This window comes from Rhizobium subbaraonis (genome assembly GCF_900220975.1).
In the GTDB taxonomy this organism is placed as follows: domain Bacteria; phylum Pseudomonadota; class Alphaproteobacteria; order Rhizobiales; family Rhizobiaceae; genus Mycoplana; species Mycoplana subbaraonis.
The window spans coordinates 142,063-160,724 of record NZ_OBQD01000014.1 but is presented as its reverse complement, the minus strand read 5'-3'; the positions used below and the strand labels follow the sequence as shown (position 1 = coordinate 160,724).

Here is an 18,662-nt window from a genome sequence, read left to right as displayed (position 1 = left end):
CAAAGCCTAGGTTCCCCCAGAGCCTTGAGCTCGACAAATTGATTGGCTCTCCATCCGCGGACTTCATCAGGGCCAGTGGCTACAATGCCACGATAAAAGGCCGGACACATGACTGAACCTGACCGATCCCATCGATACAGAGTCTTGCATTCCACGGGCCGTCCACACATGGGGAACCTTGCCGAAGGCAACGGCGAGCTCCCAGACGAAACCCATGACGACGACGGCGAACGCAACGGGCAGACATGCGTTGAGCAGCGCATTCAGGCGGGACGCCACCATACATATTTCCTTTCGATGAAGGCGAGCAGCCCATAGAGCAGTGTTCCAAGCAGGCCGCAGACGACGATCAGCACCCAGATGCGCTCGACCTGTTCAAAATAGAGCGCCTGCAGCAGCATGACGCCGAGACCGACGGTATCGCCGAACCATTCGCCGACGATCGCACCAATAAGGCTAAGCGACACGGCCAGTTTCAGGCCGGTGAAGATCGAGGGCAGGGCGGTGGGCAGCGCGAGCCGAAAGAAGACTTGCATGCGGTTGGCGCCGAAGCTGAGGAAGAGCGCGACGCGTTTCTCGTCGATCGCCTGCAGACCGCGAAGCGTCGAGACAGCAACGGGAAAGAACGACAGGTAGAGCGCGATCATTACCTTGGAAAAGAGGCTGTTGCCGAACCAGATGACGACGACCGCGCCGAAGGCGATGACCGGGACGCTCTGCAGCGCGATGAAGAGCGGCAAGACCGAGCGTTCCAGCACGCGACTGCGGGCGAAAGCCATGCCGAAGGCGATGCCGAACGTTGCGCCAGCGATAAATCCGAGCACGGCTTCGGCAAGCGTGCGCAGGAAGCTGTTCAGGAGTTCCGGCCAGACCGAAACCGCATCCGCAACGACGCGCCCGAGCGAGGGGAGATAGCGCGGCGGAATGCCGAGCAGCGGGACGAGGACGAGCCAGGCGCACGCCACCATGACCAGGGCGGTGGCGGGATGGGCCAGCGGGAGATGTCGTTTCATGCAAACTCCGTCGTAGATCTGCCCGGCGACAGCGGAGCGCCGGGCAGATGCGCATGCCTCACATGGACTTTGCGTCTGCCGGCACCTTGGCCCAGAAGCTCTGGTCGAAGGCGGCTTCCAGATCGACATCGGTATTCAATGCCTTGTACTCCCTCAGGCTGTCATGCACGGCCTTGATCGAGGCCATGTCGATTGCGCCGAGGCCCTCGCTGCCGCCGAGCTTGGCACGCATCAGCTTCTCGATCTCCTCGAGCATCAACTCCTGGTGCTTGCGCTCGAGCCCCGAGCCTGCGGCCATGACGATATCCACGGCTTCGCTCTTGTTCTCGAAGGCGTACTTCCACCCCTTGAGCGTGGCGTTGAGGAAAGCCTGCACCACCTCCGGCTTTTCTGCGATCATCTTCTCAGATGTGACGATCGAATCCTGTTGGGTCGTGACACCGGAATCGTCGGGAAGGAAGACCTTGATGTTGTTGATGCCTTGTTCCTTCAGCGTGTTCAGCTCGTTGTAGAGCGTGACCGTCGCGACATCGTACTGCTTGTCGATGAAGGGCTGCATGGAGAAGGGCTGGGAGACGATGTTGGCATCGCCCTGTGCGAGACCTTCATGCGCCAGAACCGAGTAAAGCGTGAACTGCGGGCCGGTCATCCAGGTTGCGACCGTCTTGCCCTTGAAGTCCTTCACCGAGTTGATGCCGGAATCGTCGTAGGCGACATAGGCAAAGGGGGTCATCTGCTGCGACATGCCAATGCAGGTCAGCGGCAATCCCTTTTCGCGGGCATAGAGCACGCCTTCCGTGCCGCTGGCGATGCCGAACGTGTCCGCACCCGAGGCGACGAGCGTCTCGACGTTGATGTTGGGGCCGCCGGGATTGATGGTCGCATCGAGGCCGGCTTCCTCGTAGAAACCCTTGGCCTTGGCAACGTAAACTCCCGCGAACTGGGCCTGCGCGACCCATTTCAACCGGACGGAGACGGCTTCCGCCGCCTTTGCGGGCAGCGAGCCGCCGATCAGGGTGACGGCGAATGCGATGGCAGCGATGCTGCACTTGAGCGGGAGGTTCATTCTGTTCCCCTTGATTGATGTATGCATAAAGTCATTTGCAATATACGTGCCAACTATGTTTCGCATCCAGACAGGCGTGCCTGCCGACTTCCAGCGCTAAATATTCACCATTTTCAGGTTATGGATGCGCAAACTGCTTCTTATGTATGCAGTTTTGACAAGTCTGATTTTTTAAGCTCAATAGAAGTCACACAGCCGACCATGCGCCGCATCACGAGAGGACAGAGAATGACCGACCAGCCCCTTTGGGCCGCCGAGTTCACCCGGCTTTCCGACGCCATCCGCTCAGGCAGGGTGACCTCTTGCGAACTCACAGAGCTCATGCTCGAACGCATCGCCGAATATGATGGAAGGCTCAATTCCTACGCAGCGGTGGCACCGGACGTGGCCCGCGCGGCCGCCCGGGCGGCCGATGCCGAGATTGCGGCGGGCAACTGGCGCGGACCGCTGCATGGCATTCCGCTGGCCGTCAAGGATGCATTCGCCACCGTCGACATCCCGACCGGCTTTGGCAGTCCCGTCTTCGCTGGACAGGCGATTGCGGAAGAATCGACCGCCACGGCCCGCCTGAGGACGGCAGGTGCCGTGATGCTCGGCAAGCTGACGCTGACCGAAGGCGTCTATGCCGATCACCACCCGTCGATCACGCCGCCGGTGAACCCGTTCGGGCCGGCACACTGGACGGGCACCTCGTCATCGGGCTCCGGCGTTGCCGTGACATCGGGGCTCGCCTACGCGACCCTCGGCACGGACACGGGCGGCTCGATCCGCCTGCCGTCCTCCTGCTGCGGCGTGGTCGGCATCAAGCCGACCTGGGGCCGCGTCAGCCGCCACGGCGTCTTTCCGCTCGCAGAATCGCTGGACCACGTGGGGCCGATGGCACGGAGCGCGGCAGACGCGGCCGCCCTGCTTGCCGCAATCGCAGGTCCCGACACCGCCGACCCGACGTGCATACCAGCGCCGCTCGACGACTATCTCGGGGCGGCACTGTCGGCAGACGTCGCCGGTGTGACCATCGGCATCGATCGCACCTTCATCGCCTCGCGTGCGACAGACGAGGTCCAGGCCTCCATCGAGGCGGCGGTCGAGGTGATGAGCGCTTTGGGCGCGCGCTTCGTCACCGTCGATTTTCCAGATCCGGATGCAATCCTGCGCGGCTGGGCGGTGCAATGCGCCGTCGAATGCGCGCTTGCCCACGAAGGTGCCTATCCGTCGCGCAGCGCCGAATACGGCGAACGGCTTGCAGCGCTGATCGAACGCGGCCGCAGGCATACGGCGCGCGACATGGCTGTGGCGTTGCAGGATCGGCGCGATTTCAACGGTCGGATGGCACAGCTCTTTTCCACCGTCGACCTGGTGATGGTTCCGGGCCTGCCGGTCGCCGGCCCCTCGATGGATTTCATGGCGTCGCTGGGCGAAGATCCGGCAGCAATTCTCGCCATCGGGCCTTTCACGGCGCCGTTCGACGTCTGTGGCTATCCGACGATCACACTTCCCTGCGGTCAGAGCGGCGAGGGGATTCCGATAGGGTTGCAGTTTGTCGGCAAGCCGTTTGCCGAGGCGCTGCTCTGCCGCGCCGGCGGGGCCTATCAGAGCGTCACCGCTTTCCACCGCCGCCGGCCGGATTTCTGAGAGCCCCTGGCCTCCTAATAGCCGCGGGAGGGATCGACGACTTCCAGCAGCGGCTTGCCGGTAAGATAGGCATCGAGATTGGCCAGGAACCGCGCGCGAAAATCCGCGTCTCCGGTTCCTCCGCACCAGGAGATGTGCGGGCTGACGAAGACGTTCTGCAGGCGGTAGAACGGGTGGCCGTCCGGCAGGGGTTCCGGCGTGGTGACATCCAGCGTCGCCTGGCCGATCCGGCCGCTTTCGAGCGCCTCGAGCAGCGCATGCTGGTCGACGAGGCCGCCCCGGGAAATGTTGATCAGGTGCAGGCCGGGCTTCGCCGCACTCAGCAGTTCCGCACCGACCATGCCTTTCGTCTCCGGCGTGAGCGGCGCGGCGATAACGACATGATCCGAGCCTGCGAAAACCTCAGCGGCGTCGGCGCAAGCGGTCAGGCCGTCGCCGCCTGACCAGGGGGTGCGCCGCTTGACAAGCACGCGCATGTCGAAGGCGAGCGCGCGCCGCGCGATCGCCTGCCCGATCGAACCGTATCCGACAAGGCCGAGCGTCCTGCCGTGCAGGTGGCCGATTGTGTGCTGGGCGTGCCAGTCGGTCTCGCCGCGTGCCCGTGTTTCCTCAAGCTTCCGCTCGACGCGCAGCATGGCCGCGAACACGAATTCGGCGATTGGCAATGCATTGAGCCCACGGCCGCAGGTGACGAGCCGCCCCCGCATCAGCGCCGGCGGATAGGTCTCGAGGCCGGTGGACAGGACCTGCACCCATTTCAGCGTGTCGGGAAACGGGTGGTCGCGCGGTGTTCCGCTCCAGCCGGGCAAGGCTCTCGTCACGAGAACTTCCGCCTCCGGGCTGATGCGCCACGGTTCGGCGGTTGCGAAATCATCGATCACCAGCGGCTGCGAGGGATGTGCGGCGGCAAGGCGGCCGAACTCCGCACCGAGATGGTTGACGATCACCGGCCTCTTGCGCGTGGCCATGTCTCTCCTTGTCCGCGGGCGCGAGACTGCTCTGGGGGCGGTGCGGTCGGCCGTCGCCATTTATTGCGCGCGGCTGAGATTGGCCGGGAGCGAGGATATGAAATCGGTGAGCTGGTCGCCGAGCAACTGCACATGCTCGCTCGCCGCCTGGCGCGCTGTTTCCGGGTCACCCGCGTCGATCGCGTCCATGATACGCACATGTTCGCTAAGGGTATTCAGCATACGCCCCGGTTGATAGGTGGCGCGCATGCGGTAGGCGCCGATGCGGCGGCGCAGCTGTATCGCCTGGTCTGCGATGAAATGCGTGTGCGCCGCCTCGTAGAGCAAGTCATGGAATTTCTGGTTCACCTTGTAGAAGGCGACCGGATCACCGGCTTCGTAGGCCTGGATGAGCTCTTCGTGCACCTTGCGCATGGCGGCACGTTCGGCAGGCGTAGCGCGTCGCGCAGCCAACCGGGCACAGAGGCCTTCGAGCGCGGACATGACATCGAACATTTCGAGGAGGGCGGGAATGGAGAGCAACGCCACATGGGTACCCTGCCGCCCGCGCGTCTCGACGAGGCCGACCGCCAGAAGCGCTTTGATCGCCTCTCGCACCGGAGTGCGCGACAGGCCGAAGCGGCGGGCGAGCTCCATCTCGTCGAGCCGTTCGCCGGGGGCAAGGCGGCCGTCGAGGATCATCTGTTCGAGCTGATCGCGCAGTTCGCCCGATCGGGTCGGCGCACGTGACGTTCCCTGTGACGCAGCCGAAGCATTTGGCGACCGGATTTCATCCTGATCCACGACGGGCACTCCTCTCGCACGGCTTGCGAAGTTTAAACGGGGTTTCTGAAGTGCCATTTATACTTTTCTTTCGGGTGTGCATTCAATCTCGCGCATGCCGGCATACCAATCCGGCGAGGCAGGTTTTCAGTTTTTCCACAATCATCCCGGGCGCCTCGATCATCGGGAAATGGCCGGAGTCGTAGGGGACGACCGCCGTGGCCGCGAAGCAGGCCATCGATTCGGGATGGGCACGGCGCGCACTCCAGGTGGAATTCAGCATCAGGGCCGGGCAGTTGACGAGCGGCCATCGTTCCTCGGCGTTCCAGGCAAGGAGCCAGTCCTTGATGTCGAGCGCGAATTCCATCGGTGCCGCCATCACCATATCGTCGGTGATCGACTGCCGCAGCGTTTCGGGCGTGCCGGGATGCACGATGTCGTCGATCATCCCGCGCATGCGCCCCGTATAGTCTGCGGCGAACTCAGCATGCCGCCTGGCGATCTCAGCGTCCGGCACCCGACCGTAGTAGTGACGGTCCGTCAGCGTATCGAGGCCCACAAGGGCGCGGATCCGCTCCGGCGCGCAGATCGCGGCCTCCGTCATAACTGGCCCGCCCATCGAATGACCGACGAGCACGGCACGGTCGATGCCAAGATGGGCGAGGACATGCGCGACGGCGGCGCCCATGGCCCCCATCGTCTGACCGTCTTTCGGAGGCGGCGCCATGCCGCCGAACCCAGGAAGGGTGACGGCGAGGATGCGATAGCCCCCTGCGAGCGCCGGCACGATCGGGCTCCAGATATCGGCATTGCCGCACCAGCCATGGATAAGCACGAGCCAGTCACCGTCTCCCATCGTGCGGTAGCCGACGCTACCGCCCATGGGGGCGCTCAGCCTTTCGAGATCGGGCAAGGTTTCAATGGACATCTATCGCCCCCCGACGCCGCTCCATGCCTGCCAGGCGAAGGCCGAAGCTCATGCTCTGCGCAACGGTCATATGGGGGTAGAGCGCGTGGTTCTGGAAGACCATGGCGATATCACGCCCTCGTGGCTCCGGTTTGTCGACACGACGGTCACAGATCCCGATCTCGCCATCGGAAAGCTCCCAGAGGCGGGCGATCATGGGTAGCGTCGTCAACTGGCCACAACCCGAAGGGTCGACGAACACGACAAACTCGCCACTGCGGATCTGGAGATTGAGGTCCTCCACCGCGCTGGCTGAGGCGTCCTCGTAGGTTTTCCACATGGGGAATCGTCCTGAGCGTCAATTCGCAAGCCGACTCGACGGCCTGCGGCAACACTGGCGACATTTTCGTATTCACGCAATAGCGATACGTATACAAAATATCGATTTTAATTTCACACGGCTTGAATGCCGCTTTTTGAGGCCATTTGCTCAGGAAGCGTGCCTATCTGCTGGGCAAATGCAAATAATCAGCCACTTTAACGGCCTCAAAGTGAAAAACATTGTCGCCTTCAGCCGAAATGTATGGACACTGCCAAAAATTTACGTATGCAGGAAATAGAACTATGTATTCAGACAGGAGATGCAGGTGAAACTCAATCTGGCTGGAAAGACGGCGCTGATTACCGGGGCCTCCCAGGGCATCGGCCACGCCATCGCCAAGGTGCTGGCTGCGGAGGGGTGCCACCTTCACCTCGCCGCGCGCAACCGCGCCGCCATGGAAGAACTGAAGAAGGAGCTTGCCATCTATCCGGTCGAGGTCACCGTCCATGAGGCGGACCTCGGCACGACGGAAGCGATGGTTGCGCTGGACAAGGCGTGCGGCGACTACGACATCCTCATGAACAATGCCGGTGACATCCCGGCCGGTTCGATCGAGGACGTGACCGACGACTCGATCCGCCGCGGTTTCGATCTCAAGGTCTTCGGCTACATCACGCTCTCCCGCGAATTCTGGAAGCGGCGCAAGGGCAAAGGCGGCGTCATCATCAATGTCATCGGCAATTCCGGCGAAAACTGGGATGCCGCCTACTTCGCGGGCTCGACCGGCAATGCCGCATTGATGAGCTTCACCAAGGCGCTCGGTGGGCGCAGCATGGACGAGGGCATTCGCGTCGTCGGCGTGAACCCCGGTCCCGTCGACACGCCGCGCATGTTCAAGATCATGAAGCGCAAGGCGATCGACATGCTGGGCGACGAATCGCGCTGGGAAGAACTCTACGACAAGTATCCGGGCAAGCGTCCGGCAACCGCCGAAGAGGTTGCCGATCTCTGCGTCTTCCTCGCCTCGCCGAAGGCCGGCTATATCAGCGGCACGATCGTCACGATCGATGGCGGTATCGCCGCGCGCGGCTCGGTGATCTGATCGCCATGGCCGACGCACGCACCCGCAACCGCTATTTCGACGACCTGTTCTCCACGCCGGACCTGGCGTGGATGGGCCAGAACACCAACCACGTACCGGCGCATCCCGCCATCGTCGAGGCGATGGTGCGATCGGTGAAAGCCGGTGAGTTCAACGCCTATGCTCCGCCGATGGGCTTCGAGGCGCTGCGCAGCGCCATCGTCGCCGATCTCGGCGTGGCAGCCGGCGAAGCGCTCGTCACCGAGGGCGGCGTCAACGCGCTCGCCATGATCTGCAAGGCGCGCGCCAGATCCGGCACGACACTGGTGACCACCGATCCGACCTGGAAATGGCCGTGCATGTTCGCCGAGCAGGCCGGCGCCGAGGTGATCCAGATTCCGATCTACGATCCGGCAACGAACTACAAGCTGACGCCGGAGGCGCTTCGCGCCGCCGTCGACGAGCGATGCGCCCTTATCTACATCGTCGATCCGAACAATCCGCTCGGCATCCGCTACGAGCGCGAGGAAATCGAAGCCTTCGCCGAGATCGCCCGTTCGGTCGGTGCGCTGATGATCCACGACTGCACCTATCGCGACTTCGCCGACGGGCACACGCCGGTGCTGCAGGTGGCGCCGGAGGGCACCGTCGTCTCGCTTAGCTTCTCGAAGTGGCTGGGTCTGGCCGGCATGCGCATCGGCGCCCTGGTGGCCGAACCGAAGCTGGTGGACGAATTCTCGGCGGCCTCGACCTCGGTCCTCGGCGCCTCCGTGGTCGCCCAGCGTGCCGCCATGGCGGGCCTCTCGGTCAAGCCGGAGTGGATGCAGGAGGTTCGCCGCATCGATCGCGCCAACAAGGCGATGATTGTAGAGGCCGCCGGCACGGCCGGGCTCTCCGTACCTATCCCGGTATCGCACGGCAATTTCCTGGTGCTGGAGACCGCCGCGACCGGGGTGTCTCCGGAAGCGATCGTCGAGGCCGCCCGCCGCGAGGGCGTGATGATCCGGCAAGGCCGCTATCACACCGCCGCCTTCGGCGACCGTTTCATCAAGGTCTCGACCTCGGTGCCGGGCGCCTGGGCCGAGCGCTTCTGCGAAGGCCTGCCGCGCTACATCGAGACGGCGCGCACGCTCAACGACGTGCCGGCCCTGTTCTAGGGCCGGTATTGATACGACAACAGACCGAGAAAGAGGCTCCGCATGTATGCAACCGCGAGCGATGGCACGAAGCTCTACTACGAGACGGCGGGGGAGGGCGGCACGCCCATTCTCTTCGTCCACGAGTTCGGCGGCAACTACGATGCCTGGGAGCCGCAGATGAGCTTTTTCGCGCGCCGCCACCGCTGCATCACCTACGCGGCACGTGGCTATGCGCCGTCCGATATTCCCGATGACGTCGAGAAGTATTCCCAGGCGATCGCGGCATCGGATGCGCTTGCCGTGCTCGATGCGCTCGGCATCGAGAAGGCGCATGTGGTCGGCTTGTCGATGGGCGGCTTTGCGACGCTGCATTTTGGCCTGCGCTATCCCGAACGCGCGCTGTCGCTGACGGTAGCCGGGGCTGGCTACGGCACGGAACGGGAAACGGCCGACTATTTCCGCAATACCTCGCTGAAAGTGGCGGAGAACTTCGAAAAAGACCCGGCCGGTTTCTCGAAGATCTATGCGCTCGGCGCAAGCCGGGTGCAGTTCCAGAACAAGGACCCTCGCGGCTGGGCGACCTTCGCCGAACGGCTTTCGCGCCACTCGGCGGTCGGTGCCGCCAACACGATGCGCGGCGTACAGTGCCGCCGCCCATCTTTCTGGGACCTTGAGGAGGAGCTGAAGCGCATGAGCGTGCCGACGCTCGTGATGACCGGCGACGAGGATGACCACTGCCTCCAGCCGTCGATCTATCTCAAGAAGATGCTGCCCGCCGCCGGCCTCGCGATCCTGCCGAAGACCGGCCACACGCTGAACCTCGAAGAGCCGGCGCTCTTCAATGCGCTCGTCGCCGATTTCATCGCGCAGGCCGAGCAGGGTGCCTGGAAGGTGCGTGATCCGCGCGCCGATCCCGGCCAGGTCATGCGGACGGAGTAGGAGCATGGCGATGCCGAGGATTTCCGCCGACCGGCTCTGGCAGCGCCTGATGGCGCTCGGCGAAGACGGCGCGCTGCCCGGCGGCGGCGTCAACCGGCAGGCGCTATCGGCGGAAGAAGTCCTCGCCTGGCGCCGCCTCATCGGCTGGGGCGCCGAAGCCGGCCTCAAACCCTCGACCGATCCCGCCGGAAACCTCTTCCTGACGCTGGAAGGTTCTGCTCCCCACCTGGCGCCCGTCGTCGCCGGCAGTCATATCGACAGCCAGCCAACGGGCGGTCTTTTTGACGGAGCCTTCGGCACGCTTGCCGCCCTTGAAGCGGTCACCGCCATCGCCGAAGCCGGGGTCAGGCCCGTACGTCCGATCGTGGTCGTCGGCTGGATGAACGAGGAGGGAAGCCGTTTCGCGCCGGGCATGATGGGCTCGGAGCTCTTTGCCTGCCTGCGCCCGCTTGGCGAGGTCCTGGCGGTCCGCGACGCCGACGGCATCAGCGTCTGCGAAGCGCTGAAAGCGCTTCACGATTGTTTCCCCGATGTCGAGCGGCGGCCGCTGGGCTTTCCGGTCCACGCCTACATCGAGCCGCATATCGAACAGGCCGACCTTCTGGAAACGGAAGGTGCGGTCATTGGCGTGGTCTCCGGCATCCAGGGCAAGAAGACCTTTGAAATCACGCTTTGCGGTCGCGAAGCCCATGCCGGTACGGAGCCGATGGCACAGCGGCAGGATGCGGTGAAAGCCTTCGCCGAGATCGCCTCGCGCATGCACGCCGCCATGGCTGGCGACCTCCTCATGAAGTTCACCATCGGGCGCGTCGTGGTCGAGCCGAATGCGCCGTCGGTGGTTCCGGCCAGGGTGACGTTCCGCATCGACCTGCGCCATCCCGACAATGCAACGCTGAATGCTTTCGCCGCGCGGATCGAGGACATCGCGAAGGCAGGCGCAGGCGCCTGCGCCGTCGATATTTGTCGCCTCGTCGACGCGCCGTCAAACGGGTTCGATTCCGGCCTTCAAGAGGCTATCCGCACCTCGGCCGACAGGCACGGCCTTGCTCGCCTCGACCTTCTTTCCGCCGCCGGCCATGACGCGCGGCAGATGGCGCCGCTCACCCGCGCGGCGATGATCTTCATTCCCTGCCGTGGCGGGGTCAGCCATCATCCGGACGAATGGGCCGAGCCAGCCCATGTCGCCGCTGGCGCCACCGTTCTTCTCGATCTCCTCATGCAGGAGGCGGGCGTTTTGTCGAACCAAGGAGATGAAAGATGAGCGCAGCCAACGACATGGCGGAGATGCCGGTCCAACTGCCGCGTGATCCCGCCAGTGCGGCACAGGCGCGCAGCCGCTATTTCAACTCCGGCAACGCCTTCAATATCAAACTGCCGCCGGTACCGGGGCATATCTTCATGGACGAGCCGGCCAAGGCGATGAAGTCGGAAGTGACCGGCTTCATCAATTGCGACCAGTCCGACAGGATGCAGTGCGCCTTCCCAGCGACGACGCCGCTGATGCTGGCACGATACGCCGTCGTCAAGGCGGGCGAGACGCTCGACACCATGCTTCCGAACACCGCATCGATCTGGTACGTCATCAAGGGCGGCGCCGATCTTACCGTTGGCGGCGAGAAGGCCACGCTTGGCAAGGCCGACGTGTTCCTGCTGCCGGGTGGCGTACCATCATCCATCTCCGCCAGGGAAGACAGCGTCTTCTGGGCCGTCGGCAACGATCCGCAGCTCAGGTTCGACGCGTCCGCACCGGCTACGGGCGCAGAAGCCGCGGTGCAGTTCGTCCACTATCCGGCCGACGAGATCGTGCACCAGCTCGATGTCGTCTACAGCCGCAATGCCAATGACAGCACGTCCGGGCACGCGCTGATCTTCTCTGCCGAGAAGACGGAGGCCGCACGCAACATCACCCCGACGATGACGTTGTCGCTCAACACGTTGAAGCCCCAAAGCGAGCAGCCGCCGCACAAGCACAATTCGGCTGCGATCACGCTGGTCGTCGCGGGCGACCCGGCCTATTCGATGGTTGCCGATCAGAAATGCGACTGGTCGGCCTGGGCGACGCTGGTCACGCCACCGGCGGCCAAGCACAGCCACCACAACGATGGCAATACCCGCGCCGAATTCCTGATCGTGCAGGACGGCGGCCTCTACTACCATGCCCGCACGATGGGCTTCGAGTTCTACTGATGCAGATCATCACCGATACGGATACGACGGGCGACGGCACCTGCTCGTTGCTCGGCAACCGCTGGCCGGACGACACGGAAAACGCGTGCGTCTTCGAGCGCGCTTCAAACAATGGCTTCTTCTGGATGATGACGCAGGCGTGCTCCGAAGGAAAAAGGTGGCGGGGCCGGCACCACCTCCGTCGCGGGCTTTTCATGAGCATGACATGCCGCAAGAAGATGCCGGTCGTCGCCAGTGGAGCATGCCTCAAAATCGACCATTCAACGCACAATAAATAGAACTTTTTGCACTCAGGAAATTTATTTATGTATGCAGAATTTCACTTTATGGATTCATTTTTCCACGCCACCTCGTATCGTCCCGCCAAAGTTGGCGAGAATGTGCCCCGGATAGCAAAGAAAGGCAAAATTGCATCATTCCTGCGGCGGGCGTCAGTTTGGCATGCGGCTTGCTTGTATCCCTATAGACAAAAACTGCATACGTAAGGATCTTTGCGATGACGGAGGCAAGCCATGACATTGGTTGACAGAGATTTCCAGGGTGCCACCGGTGATGCGGGCGCAAAGAAACTCACCCCCGCGCAGGATGCCGCCGGTGGGGAACGCCCGCTGATCGAATTGCGGCAAGTCTCGAAGACTTTCGGCACCGTGAAAGCCCTCCAAGACCTGGAAGTCTCGATTCGGCCGGGGGAACTCGTGACCGTTGTCGGCCCGTCAGGCTGCGGCAAAAGCACGCTCTTCAACATCCTCGCGGGCCTGGAGGAGCCCGATCCGGGCAACATCCTTAGGCTGAAAGGCGACAGTTCCACGGCCTCCGACCTGCTCGGCAAGGTCTCGTTCATGCCGCAACGCGACCTCCTTCTGCCGTGGCGCAACGTCATCGACAACGCCATCCTCGCACTGGAGATTGAGGGCATGCCGCGTGCAGAGGCACGCAAGCTGGCGATGGACATGCTGCCCGAATTCGGCCTTGCCGGCTTCGAGGCGCAATACCCCAACCAGCTTTCGGGCGGCATGCGCCAGCGCGTGGCGCTGATGCGTACCTTCCTTTTCAAGCGCGACCTGATGCTGCTCGACGAGCCGTTCGGCGCGCTCGATGCGTTGACGCGCACGATGATGCAGCGCTGGCTGCTCGACGTCTGGCAGAAGCACAAGCGCACGGTCCTTTTCATCACCCATGATGTAGACGAGGCGATTTTCCTCGGCGACCGGGTGCTGGTGATGACGGCCCGGCCCGGCCGCGTCAAGCTCGAGCAGGTGGTCGAACTGCCGCGCCCGCGCAAGGCCGACATCGTGACCTCTCCCGAATTCATCGCCCTGAAGAAAACCCTGCTCGAGGCGATCGAGGAAGAGAGCATGAAATCCTTCCAGGTCGCGGGACATTGATAGAGACGAGGAACTGACATGACCGACCACTATTCGGGCCGTCCCGACCACATTTCCGAGAGCGAATGGAAGGCACGTGTCGATCTCGCAGCCTGCTATCGCATGGTGGCTCGGCTCGGCATGGACGACTTGATCTACAATCACATTTCCATGCGGGTGCCCGGCCACGAGGACCAGTTCCTGCTGAACCCCTATGGCTTCCTCTTCGAGGAAATCACCGCATCGAGCCTGGTGCGCATCGACCTCGATGGCAACAAACTCGACGACACGCCTTATACGGTGAACAAGGCCGCCTTCGTCATTCACGGGGCGATCCACAAGTCGAGCCACGACGCGGTCTGCGTGCTGCACACCCATTCTGACGCGAGCGTCGCCGTCTCCTGCCAGCAGCACGGCCTGCTACCGCTCAGCCAGTTTGCCATGCGCTTCTACAAGCGCCAGGCCTTTCACGACTACGAAGGCGTGGCGATCGACCTCGACGAACAGGCGCGGATCATCAACCACCTGGGCGACAACCGGGTGATGCTGATGCGCAATCACGGCATCCTGACGGTCGGCCGCACGCCGGGCGAGGCCTTCATGCTGCTCTATTACTTCGAACGGGCCGCACGCATCCAGCTCGACCTCCAGGCAGCAACCGCCTCCGGCACGAAACTCGTCGTGCCGCCGCACGAGGTCTGCGAAAAGGCCGCGCGGCAGTTCTGGGAAAGCAAGGGCGACATTCTCATTGCCGGCGAGCGGGAGTGGCCGGCCTTCCTGCGACAGCTCGACAGGGAGGGCGCGGACTACCGGCAATGATACCCGGTGGAGGAAATCGATAACGACGAAAACCAACAGAGAGGTTCCATGTTCAGACGACGTACGTTATTCGCGGCCTTCGCTGCCGCCGCCTTCGGCCTCCAGGGGCTTTCTCCGGCCAGCGCACAGGATCTGGTCAATGCCAGCCTTCGCCTGAAATGGCTGACCCAGGCGCAGTTTGCCGGCTTCTATGTCGCCCTTGAAAAAGGCTACTACAAGGAAGAGGGGATCAACCTCACCATCAACCCCGGCGGGCCGAACCTTCTGACCGAAAATCTGGTGGCGACCGGTGCCGACACATTCGGTCTCTCCGGCGGCACGGACAGCGTGTTCGCCGCCCGCGACAAGGGCCTGCCGATCGTCTGCATCGGCGTTGCGCACCAGGTTACGCCCTTCGTCTTCGTCTCTCACAAGGACGGTGCGGTCCAGTCGGTCGCCGACTTCAAGGGCAAGACGGCCACCACATGGTTCACCGGCGCCAACCACGTGCTGTCGGCAATGCTCTCCAAGGCCGGAACCAGTCCGTCCGACGTCGACATCCAACCGCAACAGGTCTCCGTTACCCCGTTCGTCGACAAGCAGGTCGATATTGTCACGGCCACCCGCTACAACGAACTCTACGTCATCAACGAGCGTGTCGGTAAGGACAATCTCAACCTCTTCGTGCCCGAGGACAGCGGCGTCTCCTTCCCCCGCGACACGCTGATCGTTTCGGAACAGACGGCGGCCGAAAAACCCGAGCTCGTCACGAAGTTCCTGCGCGCCAGCGTCAAGGGGTGGCAGGAAGCCTTTGCCAACGAAGCCGAGGCGATCGACATCATCATGAAGATCTCGCCGACGCTCAACCGCGCCCAGCAGGAATTCATGTTGAAGGAAGTCAAGACGCTGATGACGGCCGGCAAGGCATCGACGGACGGCCTCTTCTCCATCGACAAGGATGCGGTCGGCTCGGCCAACAATCTGCTCGCCGAATATGGCGTGATCTCCAAGCCGGTCGATCTGGATGCCGCATTCAACGCCGGCTTCATCGAAAGCATTCCCGCCGAGGAAAGGCGCCTATGAGCGGCACAGCCACCCTTGCTGCCAACCTGCCCGTCGTATCGACGGGCAGGCTCGGCGCAGTTCTCAGGCCGGTTCTCTGGCTTCTGCTTGCGCTCGCCGTCGTCGAGGCGGTGGTCGTCGTCTTCGGTATCCGCTCCTACTACCTGCCGCGCCCGAGCGTGATCGCGTCCACCATTATGGCCACGCCCGGCGCCTATCTCGCAGGCCTTTGGCGCACCTTCCTTGAAACGGTGCTCGGCTTCCTCGCCGGCAGCATCTTCGGCGTCGTCATGGCCGTCCTCTTCCACCGCTGGCAGACGTTGAGGGAGCTGTTCTTTCCGCTCTTCGTCGTTTCCCAGACCATACCGGTCATCGCCTTCGGCGCCGTTGTCGTCCTCTGGTTCGGCAACACACTGTTCGCCAAGGCCGTGATCTCCTTCTACATCAGCTTCCTGCCCGTGACGGTGAACACGATGCTCGGATTTTCCGCCGTCGATCCGCGCCAGGTGCAACTCATGCGCAGTTTCGGCGCCGCGGATGCGCAGATCCTCCGCCGGCTCTACCTGCCGGCCGCGTTGCCGCAGCTCTTCGTCGCGCTGAAGCTCGCCTCCTCGCTTGCTCTCGTCGGTGCGATCGTCGGCGAATGGTTCGGCGACACCACCGGCCTCGGCGTGCTTCTCCTCCAGGCCATGTACAACGAAAACGTCGCGGGCATCTGGGCCACCATCGTCGTGTCGGCCTGCCTCGGCATGGGCCTCTACGGGGCGGTTTCCTACGCCGAACGGAGGATCGTCTTCTGGGGAGGCGAGCAATGAGCGCGTCCGTTTCGTCTGACAGCCTACGTCAGTTTTCCCGCGGCATCGCCGGCGCGCTTCTCCTCGCGGCCGTCTGGGAGCTCTGCGCGCGCGGCCTCGACCTTCCGGCCTATGTCCTTCCCTCCGTCAGCGCCATCCTGGCGGGGCTGGCAAACGATGCCGGTTCCCTCCTGGCCGCCGCCCGCTTTACCGCAGCAGAATCGTTCACGGGCTATGCGATCGGCTGCCTTGCCGGCATGGCCGCGGCGGTGCTCGTTACCATGATCCCGAGTGCGCGCTCCGTCGTGATACCGCTGGCCACCGCGATCAATTCGGTGCCGGTGGTTGCCTATTCACCGCTCGTCCTCCTGTGGTTCGGCATCGGCATGGCCTCGAAGATCGTGATGGTGGCGATCGCGGTTTCCTTTACCATCTTCCTCAGCACGATCGCCGGCCTTGACCGCGTCGATCGCAAGTCAGTCGATCTCATCCGGTCCTTCGGGGCAGGCCGGCTGGCCGTCCTGTGGCGGTTGCGCCTGCCGACGGCGCTCCCGCTCGTGATCGCGGGGATGCGCGTCTCCACCGTCCGCAGCGTCATCGTCGCCATCGTCACAGAAATGCTCGGCGCCTATGGCGGGCTCGGCTGGGTGATCTACCAGGCGGTGCTGCAGGTCGATTTCGTGAAGGTCTGGGCCGCCATCATCGTGGCGTCCGCCATCAGCCTCGCCTTCTTCGGCGCCATCAGCTTTGTCGAGCGCCGTTACGTCTTCTGGAGATGAAATAGCATGACACGCAAGATCCATTTCGGCCTCTTCCTGCTCGGAACCGGCAGCCACGTCGCGGGTTGGCGCGTACCTGGCGCAATGGACAGTTTCCAGGACATAGAGATGGTCCGGCAGATCGCGGCAGAGGCCGAACGCGGCCTGTTTGACCTCATCTTCATGGGAGACAATCTCAACGCCGACCCGGCAGCTCATCCTTCCTACACCGCCCGGCTGGAGCCGCTCACGCTGCTTTCTGCCGTCGCCGGGGCAACAAGGCACATCGGGCTCGGGGCCACCGTATCGACCACCTATTCGGACCCCTTTACCGTCGCACGGCTCTTCGCCTCGCTCGATCACATCAGTGGTGGCCGCGCAGCCTGGAATGCGGTGACGACGGCCAACCCGGCGGCAGCGGCCAACTTCGGCACTCTTCACCCGGACCATTCCAGGCGCTACGAGATCGCCGAAGAGTTCCTGACCGTGGTGCGCGGCCTGTGGGACTGCTGGGCCGACGACGCGATCGTTGCCGACCGCAAGACCGGCATTTACATCGATCCCGCGAAGGTTCGGCCGCTGGACCACGAGGGGGCGCATTTCAAGGTCAAGGGCCCACTTAACATCGGCCGGTCGCCGCAGGGTCAGCCGGTCGTCCTCCAGGCCGGCGGCTCCGGCCCCGGCCAGGAACTGGCGGCGAAATCGGCGGACGTCGTCTTCTCCGTCACCCAGGATCTGGACGAAGCACGCGCCTTTTACCGGTCGGTCAAGGGCAGGCTGGCGAAATACGGGCGCAGCGAGGAGTCCATGGTCGTCCTGCCCGGCGTGATGCCGATCGTCGGACGGACGGAACGCGAAGCGCACGACAAGCTTGCTGAGCTCCAGGGTTTCATCAGCGAAACCAATGCCCTGTCTCTGCTCAGTGACCGATTCGGAACCGACATGAGCGCCTATGACCTCGACGGCCCGGTGCCCGCTGATCTCGTGCCCTCCGACAACTACCATGCCTTTGCAAAAGTCATGCTCGACAAGGCGAAGCGCGAAAACATGAGATTGCGCGACGTCTACAATCTCATGGCGGCCGCTCGCGGCCACTGGGTGCTGTGTGGCACGCCTGACTACGTGGCGGACACGCTGGAAACCTGGTTTGCGACGGGAGCAGCTGACGGCTTCAACATCATGCCGTCCCATTTCCCCTCGGGCCTGACGGATTTCGTCGATCTCGTTGTGCCGATCCTGCAGGAGCGCGGCCTCTACCGGACCGAATACGAAGGAAAGACGCTGCGCGACCGCATGGGCCTGGAACGCCCGGAACGGGCTTGAGGGGATCCGAAGGTGGGTATGATGATGCATGACTTCCAAACCGTGGAAAGCACGGAATTCCGCAATGGCATGTCCCGCCTCGGGGCCGCGGTCAACATCGTCACGACCCGCGCGGCTGACGGCCCCTTCGGTTTCACGGCGTCGGCCGTGTGCAGTGTGAGCGACGCACCGGCGACCTTGCTCGCCTGCATCAACCGGACAAGCTCCTGTTTCCCCGCCTTCGAGCGGGCTCGCTTTTTTTGCGTCAACACGCTTTCGCCCTCCCACGAGACCCTGTCCAACCTGTTCGGCGGCAAGACTTCCATGGCCGAGCGCTTCTCGGCCGGACGATGGGTGGCCGGCAAGACCGATGCGCCGGTGCTCGAGGATGCGTTGGTGAGCTTCGAATGCGAGCTTACGCGCGCCTTCGACGAAGGTACGCATCGGGTTCTGTTCGGTCGTGTCGTCGACGTCCGCAGGAGCGATCAGGAAGCCGCATTGCTCTATTGCTCCCGCCGGTATGTTGCCTGGCACAATAGCCAGGTCCTGCACCGCTAGCCCTTCCTGT

The 18,662-nt window shown here is 63.4% G+C and carries 20 protein-coding genes; 14 read left to right on the top strand and 6 right to left on the bottom strand.

Features of this window, described 5'->3' with window-relative positions; all coding sequences use genetic code 11:
- Positions 1-263: 263 nt before the first annotated feature.
- Positions 264-1,013 (bottom strand): ABC transporter permease, encoded by a 750-nt coding sequence (locus CRO48_RS21315; RefSeq protein ID WP_097141875.1) that lies wholly within the window; start codon positions 1,011-1,013, stop codon positions 264-266.
- A 58-nt stretch (positions 1,014-1,071) separates the two neighbouring features.
- The gene (locus CRO48_RS21310) at positions 1,072-2,079 is read right to left on the bottom strand and encodes an ABC transporter substrate-binding protein (protein WP_097141874.1); all 1,008 of its coding nucleotides are present in this window, start codon (positions 2,077-2,079) and stop codon (positions 1,072-1,074) included.
- Positions 2,080-2,307: 228 nt separating this feature from the next.
- Here CRO48_RS21310 and CRO48_RS21305 point away from each other — a divergent pair, with 228 nt between their 5' ends.
- Positions 2,308-3,711 (top strand): amidase, encoded by a 1,404-nt coding sequence (locus CRO48_RS21305; protein ID WP_097141873.1) that lies wholly within the window; start codon positions 2,308-2,310, stop codon positions 3,709-3,711.
- 14 nt (positions 3,712-3,725) lie between these two features.
- Here CRO48_RS21305 and CRO48_RS21300 read toward each other — a convergent pair whose 3' ends face one another.
- The 4 genes from CRO48_RS21300 to CRO48_RS21285 form a co-directional block, all read right to left on the bottom strand.
- The gene (locus CRO48_RS21300) at positions 3,726-4,679 is read right to left on the bottom strand and encodes an NAD(P)-dependent oxidoreductase (protein ID WP_176526840.1); all 954 of its coding nucleotides are present in this window, start codon (positions 4,677-4,679) and stop codon (positions 3,726-3,728) included.
- Positions 4,680-4,739: 60 nt separating this feature from the next.
- Positions 4,740-5,462, bottom strand: a complete 723-nt coding sequence (locus CRO48_RS21295; RefSeq protein WP_245423612.1) for a GntR family transcriptional regulator — start codon at positions 5,460-5,462, stop codon at positions 4,740-4,742.
- An 82-nt stretch (positions 5,463-5,544) separates the two neighbouring features.
- Positions 5,545-6,369 carry an alpha/beta fold hydrolase gene (locus tag CRO48_RS21290; RefSeq protein WP_097141870.1) on the bottom strand — a complete coding sequence of 275 codons (825 nt, stop codon included), beginning with the start codon at positions 6,367-6,369 and terminating at the stop codon, positions 5,545-5,547.
- Positions 6,359-6,688, bottom strand: coding sequence for an ATP-binding cassette domain-containing protein (locus CRO48_RS21285; RefSeq protein WP_097141869.1), 330 nt, complete (start codon positions 6,686-6,688; stop codon positions 6,359-6,361). The genes CRO48_RS21290 and CRO48_RS21285 overlap by 11 nt, the downstream gene beginning before the upstream one ends.
- A 307-nt stretch (positions 6,689-6,995) precedes the next feature.
- On the opposite strand from CRO48_RS21285, the gene CRO48_RS21280 reads away from it, so the two are divergent.
- From CRO48_RS21280 to CRO48_RS21220, 13 genes are all read left to right on the top strand, one after another.
- Entirely contained in the window at positions 6,996-7,772 is a 777-nt protein-coding gene (locus CRO48_RS21280; RefSeq protein WP_097141889.1) for an SDR family oxidoreductase, read from the top strand.
- Positions 7,773-7,777: 5 nt separating this feature from the next.
- Positions 7,778-8,908, top strand: coding sequence for a pyridoxal phosphate-dependent aminotransferase (locus CRO48_RS21275; RefSeq protein ID WP_097141868.1), 1,131 nt, complete (start codon positions 7,778-7,780; stop codon positions 8,906-8,908).
- A 42-nt stretch (positions 8,909-8,950) separates the two neighbouring features.
- Positions 8,951-9,829 (top strand): alpha/beta fold hydrolase, encoded by an 879-nt coding sequence (locus CRO48_RS21270; RefSeq protein ID WP_097141867.1) that lies wholly within the window; start codon positions 8,951-8,953, stop codon positions 9,827-9,829.
- 10 nt (positions 9,830-9,839) lie between these two features.
- Complete coding sequence (locus tag CRO48_RS21265; protein WP_245423611.1) at positions 9,840-11,090, top strand: hydantoinase/carbamoylase family amidase; 1,251 nt, start codon at positions 9,840-9,842, stop codon at positions 11,088-11,090.
- The gene (locus CRO48_RS21260) at positions 11,087-12,016 is read left to right on the top strand and encodes a cupin domain-containing protein (RefSeq protein ID WP_097141865.1); all 930 of its coding nucleotides are present in this window, start codon (positions 11,087-11,089) and stop codon (positions 12,014-12,016) included. Before CRO48_RS21265 ends, CRO48_RS21260 begins: the two co-directional genes overlap by 4 nt.
- Entirely contained in the window at positions 12,016-12,294 is a 279-nt protein-coding gene (locus tag CRO48_RS21255; protein WP_097141864.1) for a hypothetical protein, read from the top strand. Before CRO48_RS21260 ends, CRO48_RS21255 begins: the two co-directional genes overlap by 1 nt.
- Positions 12,295-12,528: 234 nt before the next feature.
- On the top strand, positions 12,529-13,401 hold the full coding sequence (locus CRO48_RS21250) for an ABC transporter ATP-binding protein (protein ID WP_097141863.1): 873 nt from the start codon (positions 12,529-12,531) through the stop codon (positions 13,399-13,401).
- Positions 13,402-13,419: 18 nt separating this feature from the next.
- Positions 13,420-14,199 (top strand): class II aldolase/adducin family protein, encoded by a 780-nt coding sequence (locus CRO48_RS21245; RefSeq protein ID WP_097141862.1) that lies wholly within the window; start codon positions 13,420-13,422, stop codon positions 14,197-14,199.
- Between the two features lie 48 nt (positions 14,200-14,247).
- On the top strand, positions 14,248-15,261 hold the full coding sequence (locus CRO48_RS21240; RefSeq protein ID WP_097141861.1) for an ABC transporter substrate-binding protein: 1,014 nt from the start codon (positions 14,248-14,250) through the stop codon (positions 15,259-15,261).
- Positions 15,258-16,055 carry an ABC transporter permease gene (locus tag CRO48_RS21235; protein ID WP_097141860.1) on the top strand — a complete coding sequence of 266 codons (798 nt, stop codon included), beginning with the start codon at positions 15,258-15,260 and terminating at the stop codon, positions 16,053-16,055. Before CRO48_RS21240 ends, CRO48_RS21235 begins: the two co-directional genes overlap by 4 nt.
- On the top strand, positions 16,052-16,813 hold the full coding sequence (locus CRO48_RS21230) for an ABC transporter permease (protein ID WP_097141859.1): 762 nt from the start codon (positions 16,052-16,054) through the stop codon (positions 16,811-16,813). The genes CRO48_RS21235 and CRO48_RS21230 overlap by 4 nt, the downstream gene beginning before the upstream one ends.
- A 6-nt stretch (positions 16,814-16,819) precedes the next feature.
- A complete protein-coding gene (locus CRO48_RS21225; protein WP_097141858.1) occupies positions 16,820-18,115 on the top strand; it encodes an LLM class flavin-dependent oxidoreductase in 1,296 nt (431 codons plus the stop codon).
- A 24-nt stretch (positions 18,116-18,139) separates the two neighbouring features.
- Entirely contained in the window at positions 18,140-18,652 is a 513-nt protein-coding gene (locus CRO48_RS21220; protein WP_245423610.1) for a flavin reductase, read from the top strand.
- The last annotated feature ends 10 nt before the right edge of the window (positions 18,653-18,662 follow it).